A 14,556-nucleotide genomic window follows, 5' to 3' on the forward strand; every position below is an offset into this window, starting at 1 on the left:
AGAAGACAAAGAGCTAAAATAAAGTACATTTTACCCCTTTGTCAACAATTTAAAAGGACACCCTTCGCCAGGTGTCCTTTTTCTTAAGATTCTTGATTTGTTTGTTCGTTTTTCTTTTGAATCGCTTTCAGCTGAACGGATCGCTCATCGTTTTCTTCAAAGAATTGGACGAGGTCGCCGATGCGGTCAATGCTGTTCCAGCTGAGATGATGCTCAATACCTTCTACATCATCATAAATTTTCTCTTCATCTACACCAATGATTCTTAAAAATTGCTCTAGCAGTTCATGTCTGTATACGAGACGTTTTCCAATTTTTTTGCCTTTCGGGGTTAAAATTAGACCACGATATTTCTCATAAATGAGGTATTCATCTTTATCTAGCTTCTGAACCATTTTTGTTACAGAGGAGGGATGGACAGCGAGGGCTTCTGCAATATCAGATACTCTTGCATATCCTTTTTCTTCTATCAGCATATAAATTTGTTCAATATAATCTTCCATACTAGGTGTAGTCATAAAACCCCTCCAAAATGCACCTTTACTTAATAATCATAACAATTCTACACCATCGCCCATTAAAAAACAAGAAGAGTCCTTCGTCTTAACGCTTGTAATTCCAATCATCTGTGGCGTATTTCGTTTTGGCGAGGTGATGAACAAATGCCAACTCTTCATCTGTCAGCTCATAAGGCACAAGCTCGATATTTAATCCTTTTTCAAACCCTCGTTTAAATGCAACACGCGCATCGTCTATCGTACATGTTCGATCTGAAATTTCATTGATCGCCACCGCTTTGTTTTTAAAGCTGCGCTGCATCCGCTCTCTCACCCGGTCGTTTGGATACAGAAATAAATCAAACAATTTGTCCTCATCAAGATCAATTAAGATCGAGCCATGCTGGAGGATCACACCTTTTTGTCTTGTTTGCGCACTGCCTGCTACTTTTCTGCCTTCTACAACAAGCTCGTACCATGAAGGCGCATCAAAACATACAGACGATCTTGGATTTTTTAAGCTTTCTTTTTCTTTTTCTGTACGAGGAATGGCAAAATACGCATCGAGTCCCAGTTCTTTAAAGCCCTCTAAAATCCCTTCTGAAATGACGCGGTATGCCTCTGTCACCGTCGCTGGCATCTCTGGGTGCTCTTCTGACACGATCACACTGTAGGTCAATTCCTGATCATGAAGAACACCGCGACCTCCTGTAGGCCTGCGAACAAATCCAAGACCATAGCGCTCAACCGCTTCCATGTTGATTTCTTTTTCAACATGTTGAAAATATCCAACAGATAATGTCGCTGGATTCCAACCATAAAAACGGATCACAGGCGGGATCAGCTTCTCGCTATGCCAATAAAGCAAGGCTTCGTCCATGGCCATGTTAAAGGCTGGGTCTTGGTTTCCTGTATCAATGAAACACCATTTCTCTTTTTGCATATAAAATCCCTTCTCTTTTACGTAGTCAATGTTAGATAATGGTGGTGACCACCGATTTTCTCTCTTCATCAGTCTATCAAATAGGGAAGGAATTGAAAATAATTCTTACCATTTATGATGACAAGTTTCTTTTGCTTTACTATAATAGTATTTGTCTAAAACGTACCATCAGACAGGTGACTGTGCTGATGCTCAAGAAGGAGTCGAGTCGTATTGCCAATATTCAACTATATCGTCCTCTCACTTTGTGGACTTTTCGTTCTTTATTCCATCGGCAGTTACATTTATCAGCAGCGCATAATGAAAACGCTGACGGAAGCAGAATTTATCAAAGGTTACCGCAAAGCCCAACTCATTGATGTGAGAGAACCAAATGAGTTTGAAGGTGGACATATTTTAGGCGCAAGAAACATTCCCCTTTCACAATTAAAGCAGCGCAAAAATGAAATACGCCCTGACAAGCCTGTTTATCTCTATTGCCAAAATAATTTGAGAAGCGGAAAAGCTGCTCAAACGTTACGTAAAAATGGCTGTCGTGAGATTTATAATTTAAAGGGCGGCTTTAAAAAATGGGGCGGCCGCATTAAAACAAAGAACTAACAAAAAAGACTCTGGGAGCTATTGCCCCCATGAGTCTTTTTATTTTCTTTCAAAAACCAGCACTGGATTCCGTGCAGCCTTTGTTTCATCCATTCGTTTCACAACGGTAGTATGTGGTGCTTCCTGTACGATTTCTGGGTTCTCTTCCGCTTCTTTTGCAATTTGAATCATCGCTTCAATAAATGCATCAAGGGTTTCTTTTGATTCTGTTTCAGTTGGTTCAATCATGATACATTCCTCTACATTTAGCGGGAAGTAAATCGTTGGCGGATGATAGCCAAAATCAAGTAATCGTTTGGCAATATCCAGTGTCCGCACACCTAGTTTCTTTTGACGTTTACCTGAAAGGACAAATTCATGCTTACAGTGGCGGTCAAATGGCAAATCATAATGAGCACATAAGCGGCGCATCATATAGTTTGCATTCAACACCGCATGATCCGTTACAGCCTTTAAGCCGTCTGGTCCCATAGAGCGGATATACGCATACGCTCTGACATTGATACCAAAGTTCCCATAGAACGGTTTCACACGGCCGATGGATTCTGGACGATCGTAATCAAAGAAATAACGACCTTCTTTCTTCACAAGCACTGGCTTTGGCAAATATGGAATCAAATCCTTTTTCACGCCAACTGGACCTGAACCAGGGCCTCCTCCTCCGTGTGGACCTGTAAAGGTTTTATGAAGATTTAAGTGAACCACATCAAATCCCATATCCCCCGGTCTTGCTCTGCTTAATACAGCATTTAAGTTCGCTCCATCATAATAAAGCTTCCCGCCTGCTCCGTGGACGATTTCAGCCATTTCTAAAATATTTTCTTCAAAAAGGCCGAGTGTATTCGGATTTGTGAGCATGAGAGCCGCCGTTTCTTCATTGACAACACGGCGCAGGTCGTCTAAATCGACAAGCCCATGTTCATTAGATGCCACCGTAATCGTTTCAAATCCTGCTACTGTTGCAGATGCGGGATTTGTTCCATGAGCAGAATCAGGCACGATGACTTTTGTTCGTTTAAGATCTCCTCTTGCTTCATGGTATGCACGAATCATCATGAGCCCCGTCCATTCGCCATGTGCTCCTGCCGCAGGCTGTAATGTCACGGCGTCCATTCCTGTAATTTCTTCTAAATGGTCACCTAAATCATAAAGTAACTCTAATGCACCTTGCACAGTGTCTGCCTCTTGAAGTGGATGCACATGCGAGAAACCTGCAAGACGTGCCACCTTTTCGTTAATCTTTGGATTATATTTCATCGTACAAGAGCCTAGAGGATAAAAGCCAGAATCGACCCCGTGATTACGCCTAGATAATGCTGTGTAGTGACGCATAATATCCAGTTCAGAAACCTCTGGCAGCTTAGCATCTTCATGGCGGATATACACTTCATCAAATAAATCTGGGAGCTTCTCCTCAGGTACGTCTAAATCAGGCAGGCTGTAACCAATTCTTCCTTCTTTGGATAATTCAAAAATAAGCGGCTGATCTTGTTTATTCATGACGATCCCCCAATTCCTTGATGAACGTATCAATTTCTTCTTTTGTTCTTAGTTCTGTCACAGCGACGAGCATATGCTGCTGAAGCTCTGGATAATCCCGTCCCAAGTCATATCCGCCGATGATTCCTTTTTTAAGCAATCGCTCATTCGCTTCTTTCACAGGTTCATTCAGTTTCAACACAAATTCATTAAAATGAGCGCCCTCTATTTCAGCCTGTAACCCATGTTTTTCTGCCTGCGTCTTGGCATAATGGGCTTTTTGTACGTTTTGATAGGCAATGTCTTTGATACCTGTTTTCCCAAGCGCCGTCATCGCAACAGAAGCGGCTAACGCATTTAATGCTTGGTTTGAACAAATATTTGAAGTCGCTTTGTCTCTTCGGATATGCTGCTCTCGCGCTTGAAGGGTCAGCACAAATCCTCGCACACCGTTCTCGTCTTCTGTTTGCCCGACTAAACGCCCCGGCACTTTCCGCATTAATTTTTTCGTCACAGCGAAAAATCCACAATGAGGTCCGCCAAATGCAGTTGGAATGCCAAATGGCTGCGCATCACCAACGACAATATCTGCCCCAAGCTTTCCTGGTGGTGTCAGTAAACCAAGTGCAAGCGGGTTACTTGAGACAATGAATAAACTTTTCCCTTTATGTGCAATCGGTTCAATGTCTTTTAACGGTTCAACAACACCGAAGAAGTTTGGGTATTGTACAAGGACCGCTGCTGTTTCGTCGCAGACGGCTTCTTCTAATGCAGCTAGATCGGTCTGACCTTTTCGCGCAGGTACCTCGACGACTTCAATATGCTGTCCTTTCGCATATGTTTTCAGCACCGCTCTTGATTCAGGATGAACCGTCTCAGAGACCACAATCTTTTTCTTTTTTGTATGTCCTGCTGCCAGCATCGCCGCTTCAGCTAATGCCGTTCCGCCATCATACATCGAGGAGTTGGCAAGATCCATGCCAGTCAGCTCAGCAATCATTGTTTGAAATTCAAAGATTGCCTGCAATTCACCTTGAGAAATTTCAGGCTGATAAGGTGTGTACGCTGTATAAAATTCAGAACGTGAAATCACATGGTCGACAATCACAGGCTGGTAATGATCATACACACCAGCACCTAAAAACGAGGCATAAGCCACTGTATCTTTATTTTTTGCAGCAAGACGAGACAATTCCCGCACCAGCTCTGTTTCAGATGCGGCTTCTTTGATGTTGTACGCACCTTTGAATCTGACTTTCTCTGGGATATCTGAGAAAAGCTCATCAATTGACTGAACACCGATGACATCCAGCATTTCTTTTTGATCTTGCTCTGTTTGCGGCAAATACCTGTGCTTCATCCTCTATTCCTCCTCGTTATTTGGCTCTTTTATAAAATGGTGTGGCGACGATTTTGGCTTTTAGACGTTTTTTACGAACTTGCACTTCTACTTCTGTCCCAAGCTGTGCCTCTGATGTTTCAATCAAGGCAAGCCCAATATTTTTCTTTAATGTTGGAGATTGTGTACCGGTTGTGACTACACCAATCTGCTTATCTCCTGAGAAGACCGGATAGTCTGTCCGCGGAATCCCCTTATCTATCATTTCAATCCCGACAAGCTTTCGCTTCGGTCCTTCTTCTTTTTGTTTTTTAAGTGCATCTTTTCCGATAAAATCTGCTTCTTTATCCGTTTTAACAGCAAAACCAATGCCGCCTTCTAAAGGAGAAATATCCTTCGTGAGCTCTTGGCCATAAAGCGGGAGTCTTGCTTCAAATCTTAAGGTGTCACGTGCACCGAGTCCACATGGGATCAGTCCTTTCGGCTGTCCGGCTTCTAATAAAGCGGTCCAAAGGTGAACAGCATCTTCTGACTGGCAGTAGATTTCAAAGCCATCTTCTCCTGTGTAACCGGTTCTTGAGACAAGCACCTCTTTTTGCGCAATTATCGCTTTTGATAAAAACGTAAATGGCTTCAGTGATGTTACCTCTTCATCCGCAACATCTTTGATGATGTCAGCAGCAAGAGGTCCTTGAAGGGCTAACAAGGCGGTTTGATCAGAGACATTTTTAATGAAAACGTCTTCCTCACCTTGATGTTTCAGCAGCCAATCCACATCTTTTTCAATATTTGAAGCATTGATCACAAGTAAATAGTTGTTCTTTTCTTTTTGGTAGACAAGCAGATCATCCACCGTTCCGCCATCTTCATAACACATGGCTGTATATAGTGCCTTACCGTCTGTCAGCTTTGACAGATCATTGGTTAATAACCTTTGTAAAAAAGGAAGAGCTCCCTGACCTGTGACTTCCACCTCACCCATGTGAGACACGTCAAACAGCCCTGCTTTTGTTCGAACAGCTTCATGTTCTTCTTTAATGGAAGAAAATTGGACAGGTAATTCCCAGCCCCCGAAGTCAATGGTTTTTGCGCCAAACGTTTCATACGCATGAAAAAGCGGTGTTCGTTTCAACATCAATCGTTTCCCCCTTTTTTCTTACAGTGCACATCACAAGCTGAATTTTCAGAAAAAAATCACAGCAAAAAAGGACAGAACGCTCCCTTTTATCAAAAAGAAGTCTCTGTCCTTGCACCTGAAAGTTTACAGCACAACATCATTGTGCGTTTTCCCCTTTGGTGGTTTGCTAAAAATCGCTACGCAAACACTCTCCAGAGTTGCGTCCGGTAAGAGTACTTTTGCCTGAGAGATTCACTGAACCAATTCAGCTTGCTCCTTCGGCGCCTGTCAGTGCAAAATAACCGCTAGGTCTCTCCCCATACCATCATCCGCTCATATTCTTCACCTTTATTGGACATACTATCAAAATGGGTGACTTATTCTCTAGATCACTTACCAACATCCTACCATTAGAAATGGATGAAGAGCAACAGAAAAATCATTAACATTTTTAAAATAATCATTCATCATCGTTCGCTTTTATTGATATATAACATCTTTTAAATCGCTATGAAAAAATGAAGCGTTTAAAAACAGAACGATTTTATCATCACTCTACCAGAAAGGCAGGCGGTCACATTGAATATTCAAACGATCTTTGATCAAAAATGGGCAAGTGAATTTCAAAAGCGGCTTACAGCAGACGGTCCCTGGGCGAATTGGGATATGTACCGTTTAGCAGCACAAGTACAAAAAGTGACAGCCATTGATTCATTTGAAGGACTGCAAGCACCTGCGCATCTGCCTGCATTTACTCCTTTAAAACACCAGCTCGAAGTCGCTAGAAGAGTCGTAGAAGAGATGAATGGGAAAGCCATTTTAGCAGATGAAGTGGGTCTTGGAAAAACCGTTGAAGCAGGACTGATTATCAAAGAATACATGATTCGCGGACTTGCCAAGAAGATTCTCATTCTCGTACCCGCCTCCCTTGTGTCCCAATGGGTACAAGAACTGCGAACGAAATTTTACATAGATGCTGTCGAGCAAAAGAAGAGCTATGTGTGGGAGCAGTGCGATGTTGTGGTTTCCTCAATTGATACAGCCAAAAGACAGCCACATCGAGACACGATCTTATCCATCTCCTACGATATGGTCATTATTGATGAAGCACACAAACTGAAAAACAATAAAACGAAAAACTATGAGTTTGTGAGAAATTTGAATAAAAAGTTCTGCTTACTGCTCACAGCCACACCTATTCAAAATCGAATAGGAGAAATTTTTAATCTCGTTTCTCTGTTGAAGCCAGGCCATTTAGGTAATGAAACACAGTTTAAAGACCTCTTTGCCAAAAAAGACCTTCAACTTGAGGACCATGACCGGCTAAAACAGTTAGTCAATAAAGTCATGATTCGGAACCGGCGACAAGACACTGGCATCGAATGGTCAAAGCGGCATGTAAAGACGATTTCTATTGATTTCTCCCCGACAGAACAAGCACTATATGATGAAATTTGTAAGTTAAAAGAAAACCCTTCCTATACGAAGCACATGTTTTCAATTATGACCTTAGAACGAGAATGCTGTTCGAGTCGTGAGGCCGTCTATATGACCATTAAAAAAATGCAAGAAGAGGAAAAACACATTCTAGGTGCTTCTGCGATGATGCACATCATGGAGAAAATCAACCAGGTAGAACAAAATTCTAAAGCACTTGAAGTCGTTAAACTCATTCAACAATTAAATGAAAAAGTCATTATCTTCACTGAATACCGTGCGACACAAATTTATTTACAATGGTTTCTCCAACAAAACGGCATCAGTTCGGTTCCTTTTCGAGGCGGGTTTAAACGGAGTAAAAAAGACTGGATGAAAGATTTATTTAGAGAGCGGGCGCAAGTGCTCATTGCGACAGAAGCAGGCGGCGAAGGGATCAACCTTCAGTTTTGCAACCAAATCATCAACTACGACCTTCCGTGGAACCCAATGCGCTTGGAACAAAGAATTGGACGTATTCACCGGCTCGGTCAAGAGCGGGATGTCCACATTTACAATATGGCAACTAGCGGGACAGTCGAAGAACATATTTTAAAACTTTTATATGAAAAAATTCAGCTGTTTGAAAACGTCATTGGTGATCTAGATGATATTTTAACCCGAATTGATATCCAAGATGCTGAAACAGAATTGCATCAAATTCTCTTCCAGCACGAGTCTGACGTAGACATGAAAAAGAAATTAACCCAATTTGCTTCCTATTTAACAGAAGCACAAACACCGCTTTTAGAAGAAAGGCAGCAAGGTTCATAAAGGAGAGTTGACCAATGGAGCAGCGCGAGATTCACACATTTCTTCTCCGTTTCTTTCAGGCAAATCAATGCGACATACTTGAAGAAAGTGCAGGACACATGACCGTACAGCTGACAATCGAAATGGATAAATTGATCATGAACCGTCCTTTTTATTGGCATTGGCTCGAAAAAACGGGAGGCGTACCTGAGCCGCGGCAATTGACTTTGATCACCGATCAAAAAAAAGCTGATGACTCGGTCGAAGGAGAATTTGTCCACTTCGGCTCCCCTCGTTTATTCCAAATATTCGAGGTTGTGAAACAGCAAGGCCGTTTTATTCGACTGTACGAAAAAGTCAGACCGCTCACAAACAGCCAGATCGCACTGGAGCCGTGGCTTGGTCTCAATGTCAAAATATCCTATCTGGCAGACCGTAAAAAAGACAAACTGCTGTCTCTTGGACTTCATCTAATACGCGGAGAAGTCATCGAACAATTTCAAGAGAAGCTGGAAGCGCGTGAGCTATCGTCTCAAATTCCTGATTATTGCTTCACAATGAGTACGATGATTAAGCCAGAGAGCGGCGTCAAACGGCTGTACAGCCTGATGGAACGTTATGCCAATGAAGAGCCGGATGATTGGGCGGTAAGAGCTGTTCAAAAGTGGAAAGAAGACTCGGAACTTTTAAACCAATTTTATGAAGGGACTTCAGACACATCTGTAGAATATGAAATAGAAAGACAAGCACTTAAAACTTTATACGAACCAAAAATCAGTCTTACGATTGAAAATGGCGGACTTTTTTACTTACAGCAAAAAAGAGGAGGCTGACTTAGCGAGTCTCCCTCCCTTTCATGTGATATCAAATTTTCGATCAATCAAAAGCAACGTTTGTCTGTTTGTATTGGGCGGAAACATGACGCAAGCAATCTATGAGGTCTTATCACCTGTGTTTTTCCATTTCATGCGTTAAGTGCCTGAAATACACGATTCAGTATTTTAGGAGGGTATTTGTATGGAAAAGAAAACGAAGTTATTAGACAGTGAATGGGTTCAATTATTACGCGAAGCGCGCAAAGCAGGACTAACAGTTGAAGAAGTCCGTCATTTTCTCAAATCACGCGAAAAGTCCTCTGAGTCTCCCCCTATGGCAAGAAGTCATTCTATCAAACCTTTCTGAATGTGCTATAATATCGAAAGGAAGGTGATGACATTGATTGGCCAGCGTATTAAACAATACCGCAATGAAAAAGGCTACTCACTATCAGAACTGGCCGAAAAGGCTGGGGTAGCGAAGTCTTATTTAAGTTCAATAGAAAGAAACTTGCAAACAAACCCCTCCATTCAATTTCTTGAAAAAGTCTCCGCTGTTCTGGACGTCTCGGTTCATACACTGTTAAACGAAAATGATGAAACCGAATACGATGGTCAATTAGATAGTGAATGGGAAAAACTAGTTCGAGATGCAATGACATCAGGGGTTTCGAAAAAGCAATTTCGTGAATTTTTAGATTATCAAATCTGGAAAAAAAAGCAAGAAGAGGAGTAATGCGCATATTTTAGCGCATACTCCTCCAATTGCTATGCAGATCTTGTTATCAGTCTAAAGACTGACTTTATTTTTTATCTTCGCTGTGTGCTTTTTCGTTTTCTTTCACGTAGCCTTTTTCATCCGTATGCTTTTTTGGATTGATCGTTAAACCATTCCACTGAGTCGCTTCGAAGGAAAGATCAACTTGAATCGCATCGCCTTGGTATTTATTTTGGATATAGTTACCCGCTTTATCCTTCGTCTGGTCATTGACAAATTCAATGATCATTTCCATTTTATCGTAATCAAACGGATTCTTTGGAATGCCGTCATACTCTGGAGCTGTTGATCCATCAACGGTGGCAACATTAATTTTACCACTTTCATGTAAAAACTTCTCATCGACGGCATGACGAAGCTTTTCAAATGCGGTCTGATCCTGCTTTGACGTTAATAGATGCAGATCAAGCAGGTTTGCATGGTCTAAAATAATATTTTTCGGGTATCCATTCCCACCTTCGGCTCCAACCGTTAGAACACTCACCTGAAATTGGCTGAGGAATTCTTCAGCTGTATTCTTCCCGCCATTCTTCGCTGATGTTCCATCTTGAAACTGGCTATAATCAAGACTCATCAGCACTTGATTAATTGCAAGAGACCCTTTATTTTCAAAATTAAATTCCTTCTTTATACGGTCACCGGGTTTTATGTTCGCAAGGTTGATGGCGCCGGAATTCTCTTTTGCAGATAGATTCAGCTCTCCTGTAGAGTAGACCGCGTTTGCCGTCTCAACATCATTAAATGCAGCCCACGTTCCCCCGCCAATTAAAGCAAGACCTAACGCTCCCGATAAAACACCTAAACGAATTGATTTTTTCATTGCCATGATTGAACCCCCTAATAAATTGTTTTATTGAAACCTGATTTAGGTTACAAACGAAAATTTATGCTTGTTCCTCTGACATGTGTAACTCAGCCGTATGTCTTCGATGTTTGGCAGCACCAACAAAATGAATGGTTGAATAAACAAGCAGCATCACCCCTGGAATAATGAGCAAAAGAGCGGTCCCAGCAGACGTTCCTGCATACGAAAGAAGCTTTCCTGCATAAGGAATGTTCACGCCCGTATACTGCGCAGTCACTTGATTCGCTTTGACGAGCGTGCCGTCTTGATACATATTGTGGTCTCCTTTTGTCTCAAAGGCTTTATTTACTCCTTTTCCTTTCACCCCAACAATGCGGTGAGTCACAAAGGATTGGTCTTGCTTCGTTTGAAACGTAATAATATCTCCTTTTTTGAGTGTTTCAGGTGAGGTGACATGTTTCACAACAATCAATGAACCAGTCGAAAATTCCGGTTCCATTGATCCAGATAATACTTGCTTGAACTCATAACCAAAGATCTGAGGATCTCCGCCTGTTGTCCTTGATGACAACACGACAATAATACACACAATCATCATCGTGAAGACCAGCGCGTAAAGAATACTCCCAGACATTTTCATCCACTTTTTCATACCTTTCTCCCCTTTACATATCATATTTCATTCAGCAGGCAACCCCTATTTAGGACGCCTTTTCTTGACAGTTTGAAAGCTGCATATGTTGAGACGTAAAGAATGGCTTTTCAGCACCACCAAACCCTTTAGGATAATAGATTTTAAACAAATAAATTCCATTTGTTTTTGCTTTAACTGCCGTGACAGTCGTCGTTTCTTCTGATGAGAGGGACTGTATAGCACCTTTTTCAATAACATGGCCATCTTGTAATGGCACCTGAACACTCTCTACTTTATGTAGTTCCCACTTCCATTCAGAGTGCGTAATGGGTTGTCCAATATTTTTTAGTGACATGCTCAGCTTTTGAGGCGCACAGACTGTCCCCTCAATGATCGTTTGATCGATCAGTTTCAAATGACTTCTATCCCATTTCTTTGGCTGGCAATGCTGATCTGTCTCTTCGAAATTTTCACATGTTTTCATGACAAAATTCGAATGCTCGACATCGTTAAAAGAAGCGTTAGTAGACGTAATAAAAAAAGAAGTGAAAATCAAACAAATAGCACAAAATAGTACAAAGAGCGGCTGTTTCATTGAATCTTTCAACTCCTTGAACAATTGTTCTTTAAAAAGAACGATTACACTCAGTATAAGGAATTACCTATAAAATCCAAAACGTCAAATTAGTCCATTTTGTTCTTAAACAAGAACATTACCGAGAAAATTCTTCCATTTTCTCATTCTTTCGCCATATTCAATATTTTTTTCTGTGACATTTGTACTTCTTAAAAATTTACATAAAAGTGCAGGATTTGGTCAGGATAATAATTGGTGAGGTGATGTTAATTGAAATATGGAAGAATCATGATCATGCTCAGTTTACTGTTAAGCCCTTTGATCCAAAGCGCCCATCTAGCTGAGGCAAAAGGAATCACTGCTGCCGCAGATCAATGGGAAACAAGGGCAGTCAAAGAAGCAAAAAAACGGTATCCGTTAGCACATGTTTTATTCAAACAAAAAGTGTGGGATCGGCACCGGGAGAAAGAATCCGTGAAGCAATATCATATTACGTTGAAAGATCAGGCCAAAGAATTTGGGGTATATGTCACCATTTCCTATAACCCTTACTCGAACAAGGTCAATAAAGTCATTGTTGTGGAAGAATACAGCTAAAATGGCATGAAAAAAACCGCCTGCTGGCGGCTTTTTACTTTCGTCGATGACGTTGACGTTTTTTTAGCATCATTGAGAAGCCAAAAGGCAGAACACCGAATAAACGCTGAGAAAATGGTGGTTTTGTCTCCATTTTTTCCTGTTTATGTTCTTTCCGTTCGTCACGTGGTGTATTCATGTATTTAATAATTTCCTGCGTCATATATTTTACATAATCATTTGTCTTCATCGAACACTCACCTCTTCTTCCTTAAAGTGTTACCAAGAAGAGTATCGTTTTATACACTCGCTAATAAGTGCTGATCCATTGATTGATTTCTCCTGTCTCCTTATTCATCTCTAGTTCCCGCTCATCAGTTACACCACCCTTTGTCTCGATGTTAACCAAGAGGCGGACTAGCTTTTTTCTGTCATCGCACCCAATTCGCTTCAACGTCACTCGACCTTCTTCTGTGACAATTGGGCTCAATGGCTGATCACAAATACGATTTAATTTGTTTGCAGCTTCACTTAGACCTAAACGAAATAACTGCTGTTTTTGATAAAAAGAAACCGCGAGCTCTGCACTTTTCAACTCTTTTTGAAACCCAATGGTCATCGATCCTAGAATCAATAAAAATAAAAGAATGACAGCAAATACGTGAGGATAAATAAACCCGTCTTCTCTTTTCACGTTTTAGGAATCACTCCTTTGTAAGTGAAAAAAACAGCTTCATGTACTTGACCAAATACATCTGTGACTTGGAGAGTGGTGGTTTGCTCTTTTGTTCTTACATAGAATTGTTTCACCTTTTGTAATAAAGGGAGATGGCCTGCCTGATCCATTCGTTTACGAAGCATCTCTTGATACGGCTCAATCGTCACCACTCGCCCTTGATTTGAAATATACTCCAGTGCTGTTCCATTTTTCACCGCTCTTACAGCAACAGCACAATTTAGATCCTCCTCTAATTGCAGGACCGTTTGTTTCCACTCCATTTGCGAAAAATTGTTGATTTCTGCAAACGGATGAGCTTTTTCAGCAATTGATAAAAGCAGCATGCAGCCAAAAGAAAGCAGCAAAAATAGCTGCAATTGCCATATTGCTTGAGCAAGTGTAAAGCCTTGTTCATCGCTCCAAATGTCGAAAGCAAATCGTCTTCTTTTTTTGTACTTTGTATGAAACACATCCCTTCTCCTGACCCCAAATGAATTCATATGTGATCTCGCCTCGTTTCTTTGTACTTGATTCATTTTGACCTTCTATAAAAGCTGTATTCATATACTCATGTAAGATTTGATAAGCTTCCAGTTTAGCCCTTAATTCTTCTTTCCCAATTGTCAGTTTTTCAAAGGATGGCACGAGCACAAGAGCAGCAAATAGAAAGAGGTGGCAAGAAAAGAGCATCTCAAACGTACTAAATCCTTTATTGTTGCTGAATATGAATCCGCCCGCTCCCTAAGTAAATCGTGAGTTTATATATTTGACTGCCAAATTGAACAATGAGAGAACCGCCGCTATTTGGATGTCCGTTTTTATTAAAGTGAAGGCCTTTTTGAAATGTGGATTGCTTGATGGTGCCTTTTTTGTGTGGATTAGAAGCAATGATCTGCTCACTATTCTGTTCGATGACTTGATAAGATACATTGGGCGGGTGAAACTCAACAGTTACTCGTGTTTTTTTAATAAATGCAGTATAAGATGCCAATTGAAGATCTTGTTTTAGCAAGTTCACTTGCTTTTTTGCTTCAGCACTTTCTAATATATTGGGCACTTTTCCACCTATTATCGATAATAAGATAGAGAAAATCATGACGATCAAGAGCTGCTCAATGAGTGTAAATCCTTTCTCCTGGAAAAGCGATTTATTCATTTTTCACATCCCCGTTTTGAATGAAAATTGCCTTTCCATTTGGACAAGTTAATCCTTTTTTGACATAGCCTTCTTTTTCTAATTCAGCTAAAGATGGCGTCTTGCCGTCATGCTCTAATTCATATGCCATTACCTGTGTACTCACCATTGATTTCAGCCCTTCACAGCCCTTTGCTTGAATGCTTTGATGATGCCGAGTGATATTTGGAATGGTGATCAATAAAAGAATGGAGATCACAAGCATGACAATTAACATCTCTAACAGTGTAAATCCTTTATCATTCATGCCTTAG

Annotated in this window: 20 protein-coding genes and 1 riboswitch; of the genes, 6 read left to right on the forward strand and 14 right to left on the reverse strand. The window is 41.0% G+C overall.

Features of this window, described 5'->3' with window-relative positions:
- Positions 1-83: 83 nt before the first annotated feature.
- Both mntR and NSQ17_RS11470 read right to left on the reverse strand, forming a co-directional pair.
- A complete protein-coding gene (mntR, locus tag NSQ17_RS11465) occupies positions 84-518 on the reverse strand; it encodes a transcriptional regulator MntR (protein ID WP_003215946.1) in 435 nt (144 codons plus the stop codon).
- An 85-nt stretch (positions 519-603) separates the two neighbouring features.
- On the reverse strand, positions 604-1,440 hold the full coding sequence (locus NSQ17_RS11470) for a biotin/lipoate A/B protein ligase family protein (protein WP_017357972.1): 837 nt from the start codon (positions 1,438-1,440) through the stop codon (positions 604-606).
- A gap of 219 nt (positions 1,441-1,659) precedes the next feature.
- Here NSQ17_RS11470 and NSQ17_RS11475 point away from each other — a divergent pair, with 219 nt between their 5' ends.
- Positions 1,660-2,040, forward strand: coding sequence for a rhodanese-like domain-containing protein (locus NSQ17_RS11475; protein WP_024718853.1), 381 nt, complete (start codon positions 1,660-1,662; stop codon positions 2,038-2,040).
- Positions 2,041-2,079: 39 nt separating this feature from the next.
- On the opposite strand, the gene gcvPB is transcribed toward NSQ17_RS11475, so the two are convergent.
- The 3 genes from gcvPB to gcvT are packed head-to-tail and all read right to left on the reverse strand — an operon-like array spanning position 2,080 to position 5,993.
- Positions 2,080-3,540 (reverse strand): aminomethyl-transferring glycine dehydrogenase subunit GcvPB, encoded by a 1,461-nt coding sequence (gene gcvPB, locus NSQ17_RS11480; RefSeq protein ID WP_342467440.1) that lies wholly within the window; start codon positions 3,538-3,540, stop codon positions 2,080-2,082.
- Positions 3,533-4,879 carry an aminomethyl-transferring glycine dehydrogenase subunit GcvPA gene (gene gcvPA / locus NSQ17_RS11485; protein WP_342467441.1) on the reverse strand — a complete coding sequence of 449 codons (1,347 nt, stop codon included), beginning with the start codon at positions 4,877-4,879 and terminating at the stop codon, positions 3,533-3,535. The genes gcvPB and gcvPA overlap by 8 nt, the downstream gene beginning before the upstream one ends.
- A gap of 16 nt (positions 4,880-4,895) precedes the next feature.
- The gene (gene gcvT / locus NSQ17_RS11490) at positions 4,896-5,993 is read right to left on the reverse strand and encodes a glycine cleavage system aminomethyltransferase GcvT (protein WP_072367814.1); all 1,098 of its coding nucleotides are present in this window, start codon (positions 5,991-5,993) and stop codon (positions 4,896-4,898) included.
- A gap of 203 nt (positions 5,994-6,196) precedes the next feature.
- Positions 6,197-6,304: riboswitch (glycine riboswitch) on the reverse strand.
- Between the two features lie 250 nt (positions 6,305-6,554).
- On the opposite strand from gcvT, the gene NSQ17_RS11495 reads away from it, so the two are divergent.
- The 4 genes from NSQ17_RS11495 to NSQ17_RS11510 all read left to right on the forward strand — a co-directional run bounded on the left by NSQ17_RS11495 (position 6,555) and on the right by NSQ17_RS11510 (position 9,755).
- Complete coding sequence (locus NSQ17_RS11495) at positions 6,555-8,225, forward strand: SNF2-related protein (RefSeq protein ID WP_008342199.1); 1,671 nt, start codon at positions 6,555-6,557, stop codon at positions 8,223-8,225.
- Positions 8,226-8,239: 14 nt separating this feature from the next.
- A complete protein-coding gene (locus NSQ17_RS11500) occupies positions 8,240-9,037 on the forward strand; it encodes a YqhG family protein (RefSeq protein WP_017367588.1) in 798 nt (265 codons plus the stop codon).
- Between the two features lie 184 nt (positions 9,038-9,221).
- Positions 9,222-9,386 (forward strand): anti-repressor SinI family protein, encoded by a 165-nt coding sequence (locus NSQ17_RS11505; RefSeq protein ID WP_008342197.1) that lies wholly within the window; start codon positions 9,222-9,224, stop codon positions 9,384-9,386.
- A 33-nt stretch (positions 9,387-9,419) separates the two neighbouring features.
- Positions 9,420-9,755, forward strand: coding sequence for a helix-turn-helix domain-containing protein (locus NSQ17_RS11510; protein ID WP_017357978.1), 336 nt, complete (start codon positions 9,420-9,422; stop codon positions 9,753-9,755).
- Between the two features lie 67 nt (positions 9,756-9,822).
- Here the strand turns inward: NSQ17_RS11510 and NSQ17_RS11515 are convergent, their stop codons facing one another.
- From NSQ17_RS11515 to tapA, 3 genes are read right to left on the reverse strand one after another with little or no spacing between them, the layout of a single operon-like run.
- On the reverse strand, positions 9,823-10,623 hold the full coding sequence (locus NSQ17_RS11515) for a TasA family protein (protein WP_008342195.1): 801 nt from the start codon (positions 10,621-10,623) through the stop codon (positions 9,823-9,825).
- A gap of 58 nt (positions 10,624-10,681) precedes the next feature.
- Positions 10,682-11,254 (reverse strand): signal peptidase I, encoded by a 573-nt coding sequence (locus NSQ17_RS11520; RefSeq protein WP_017357979.1) that lies wholly within the window; start codon positions 11,252-11,254, stop codon positions 10,682-10,684.
- Between the two features lie 49 nt (positions 11,255-11,303).
- Entirely contained in the window at positions 11,304-11,831 is a 528-nt protein-coding gene (gene tapA, locus NSQ17_RS11525) for an amyloid fiber anchoring/assembly protein TapA (protein ID WP_160757525.1), read from the reverse strand.
- Between the two features lie 252 nt (positions 11,832-12,083).
- Between tapA and NSQ17_RS11530 the strand changes: the two genes are divergently transcribed.
- The gene (locus NSQ17_RS11530) at positions 12,084-12,410 is read left to right on the forward strand and encodes a DUF3889 domain-containing protein (RefSeq protein ID WP_039166025.1); all 327 of its coding nucleotides are present in this window, start codon (positions 12,084-12,086) and stop codon (positions 12,408-12,410) included.
- A 34-nt stretch (positions 12,411-12,444) separates the two neighbouring features.
- Here the strand turns inward: NSQ17_RS11530 and NSQ17_RS11535 are convergent, their stop codons facing one another.
- Genes NSQ17_RS11535 through comGC form a run of 6 tightly spaced genes read right to left on the reverse strand, consistent with a single transcriptional unit; the run spans position 12,445 to position 14,549 of the window.
- Entirely contained in the window at positions 12,445-12,639 is a 195-nt protein-coding gene (locus NSQ17_RS11535; RefSeq protein ID WP_024718846.1) for a YqzE family protein, read from the reverse strand.
- Between the two features lie 60 nt (positions 12,640-12,699).
- Complete coding sequence (gene comGG, locus NSQ17_RS11540; protein WP_160757524.1) at positions 12,700-13,083, reverse strand: competence type IV pilus minor pilin ComGG; 384 nt, start codon at positions 13,081-13,083, stop codon at positions 12,700-12,702.
- A complete protein-coding gene (gene comGF / locus NSQ17_RS11545) occupies positions 13,080-13,577 on the reverse strand; it encodes a competence type IV pilus minor pilin ComGF (protein ID WP_160757523.1) in 498 nt (165 codons plus the stop codon). The genes comGG and comGF overlap by 4 nt, the downstream gene beginning before the upstream one ends.
- The gene (gene comGE / locus NSQ17_RS11550) at positions 13,519-13,797 is read right to left on the reverse strand and encodes a competence type IV pilus minor pilin ComGE (protein WP_306794195.1); all 279 of its coding nucleotides are present in this window, start codon (positions 13,795-13,797) and stop codon (positions 13,519-13,521) included. Before comGE ends, comGF begins: the two co-directional genes overlap by 59 nt.
- 19 nt (positions 13,798-13,816) lie before the next feature.
- Positions 13,817-14,263 (reverse strand): competence type IV pilus minor pilin ComGD, encoded by a 447-nt coding sequence (gene comGD / locus NSQ17_RS11555; RefSeq protein ID WP_342467442.1) that lies wholly within the window; start codon positions 14,261-14,263, stop codon positions 13,817-13,819.
- Positions 14,256-14,549, reverse strand: a complete 294-nt coding sequence (gene comGC / locus NSQ17_RS11560; protein WP_008342186.1) for a competence type IV pilus major pilin ComGC — start codon at positions 14,547-14,549, stop codon at positions 14,256-14,258. The genes comGD and comGC overlap by 8 nt, the downstream gene beginning before the upstream one ends.
- Positions 14,550-14,556: the final 7 nt, after the last annotated feature.

It is taken from the genome of Bacillus sp. FSL W8-0629, from assembly GCF_038593225.1.
Lineage (GTDB): Bacteria > Bacillota > Bacilli > Bacillales > Bacillaceae > Bacillus > Bacillus altitudinis.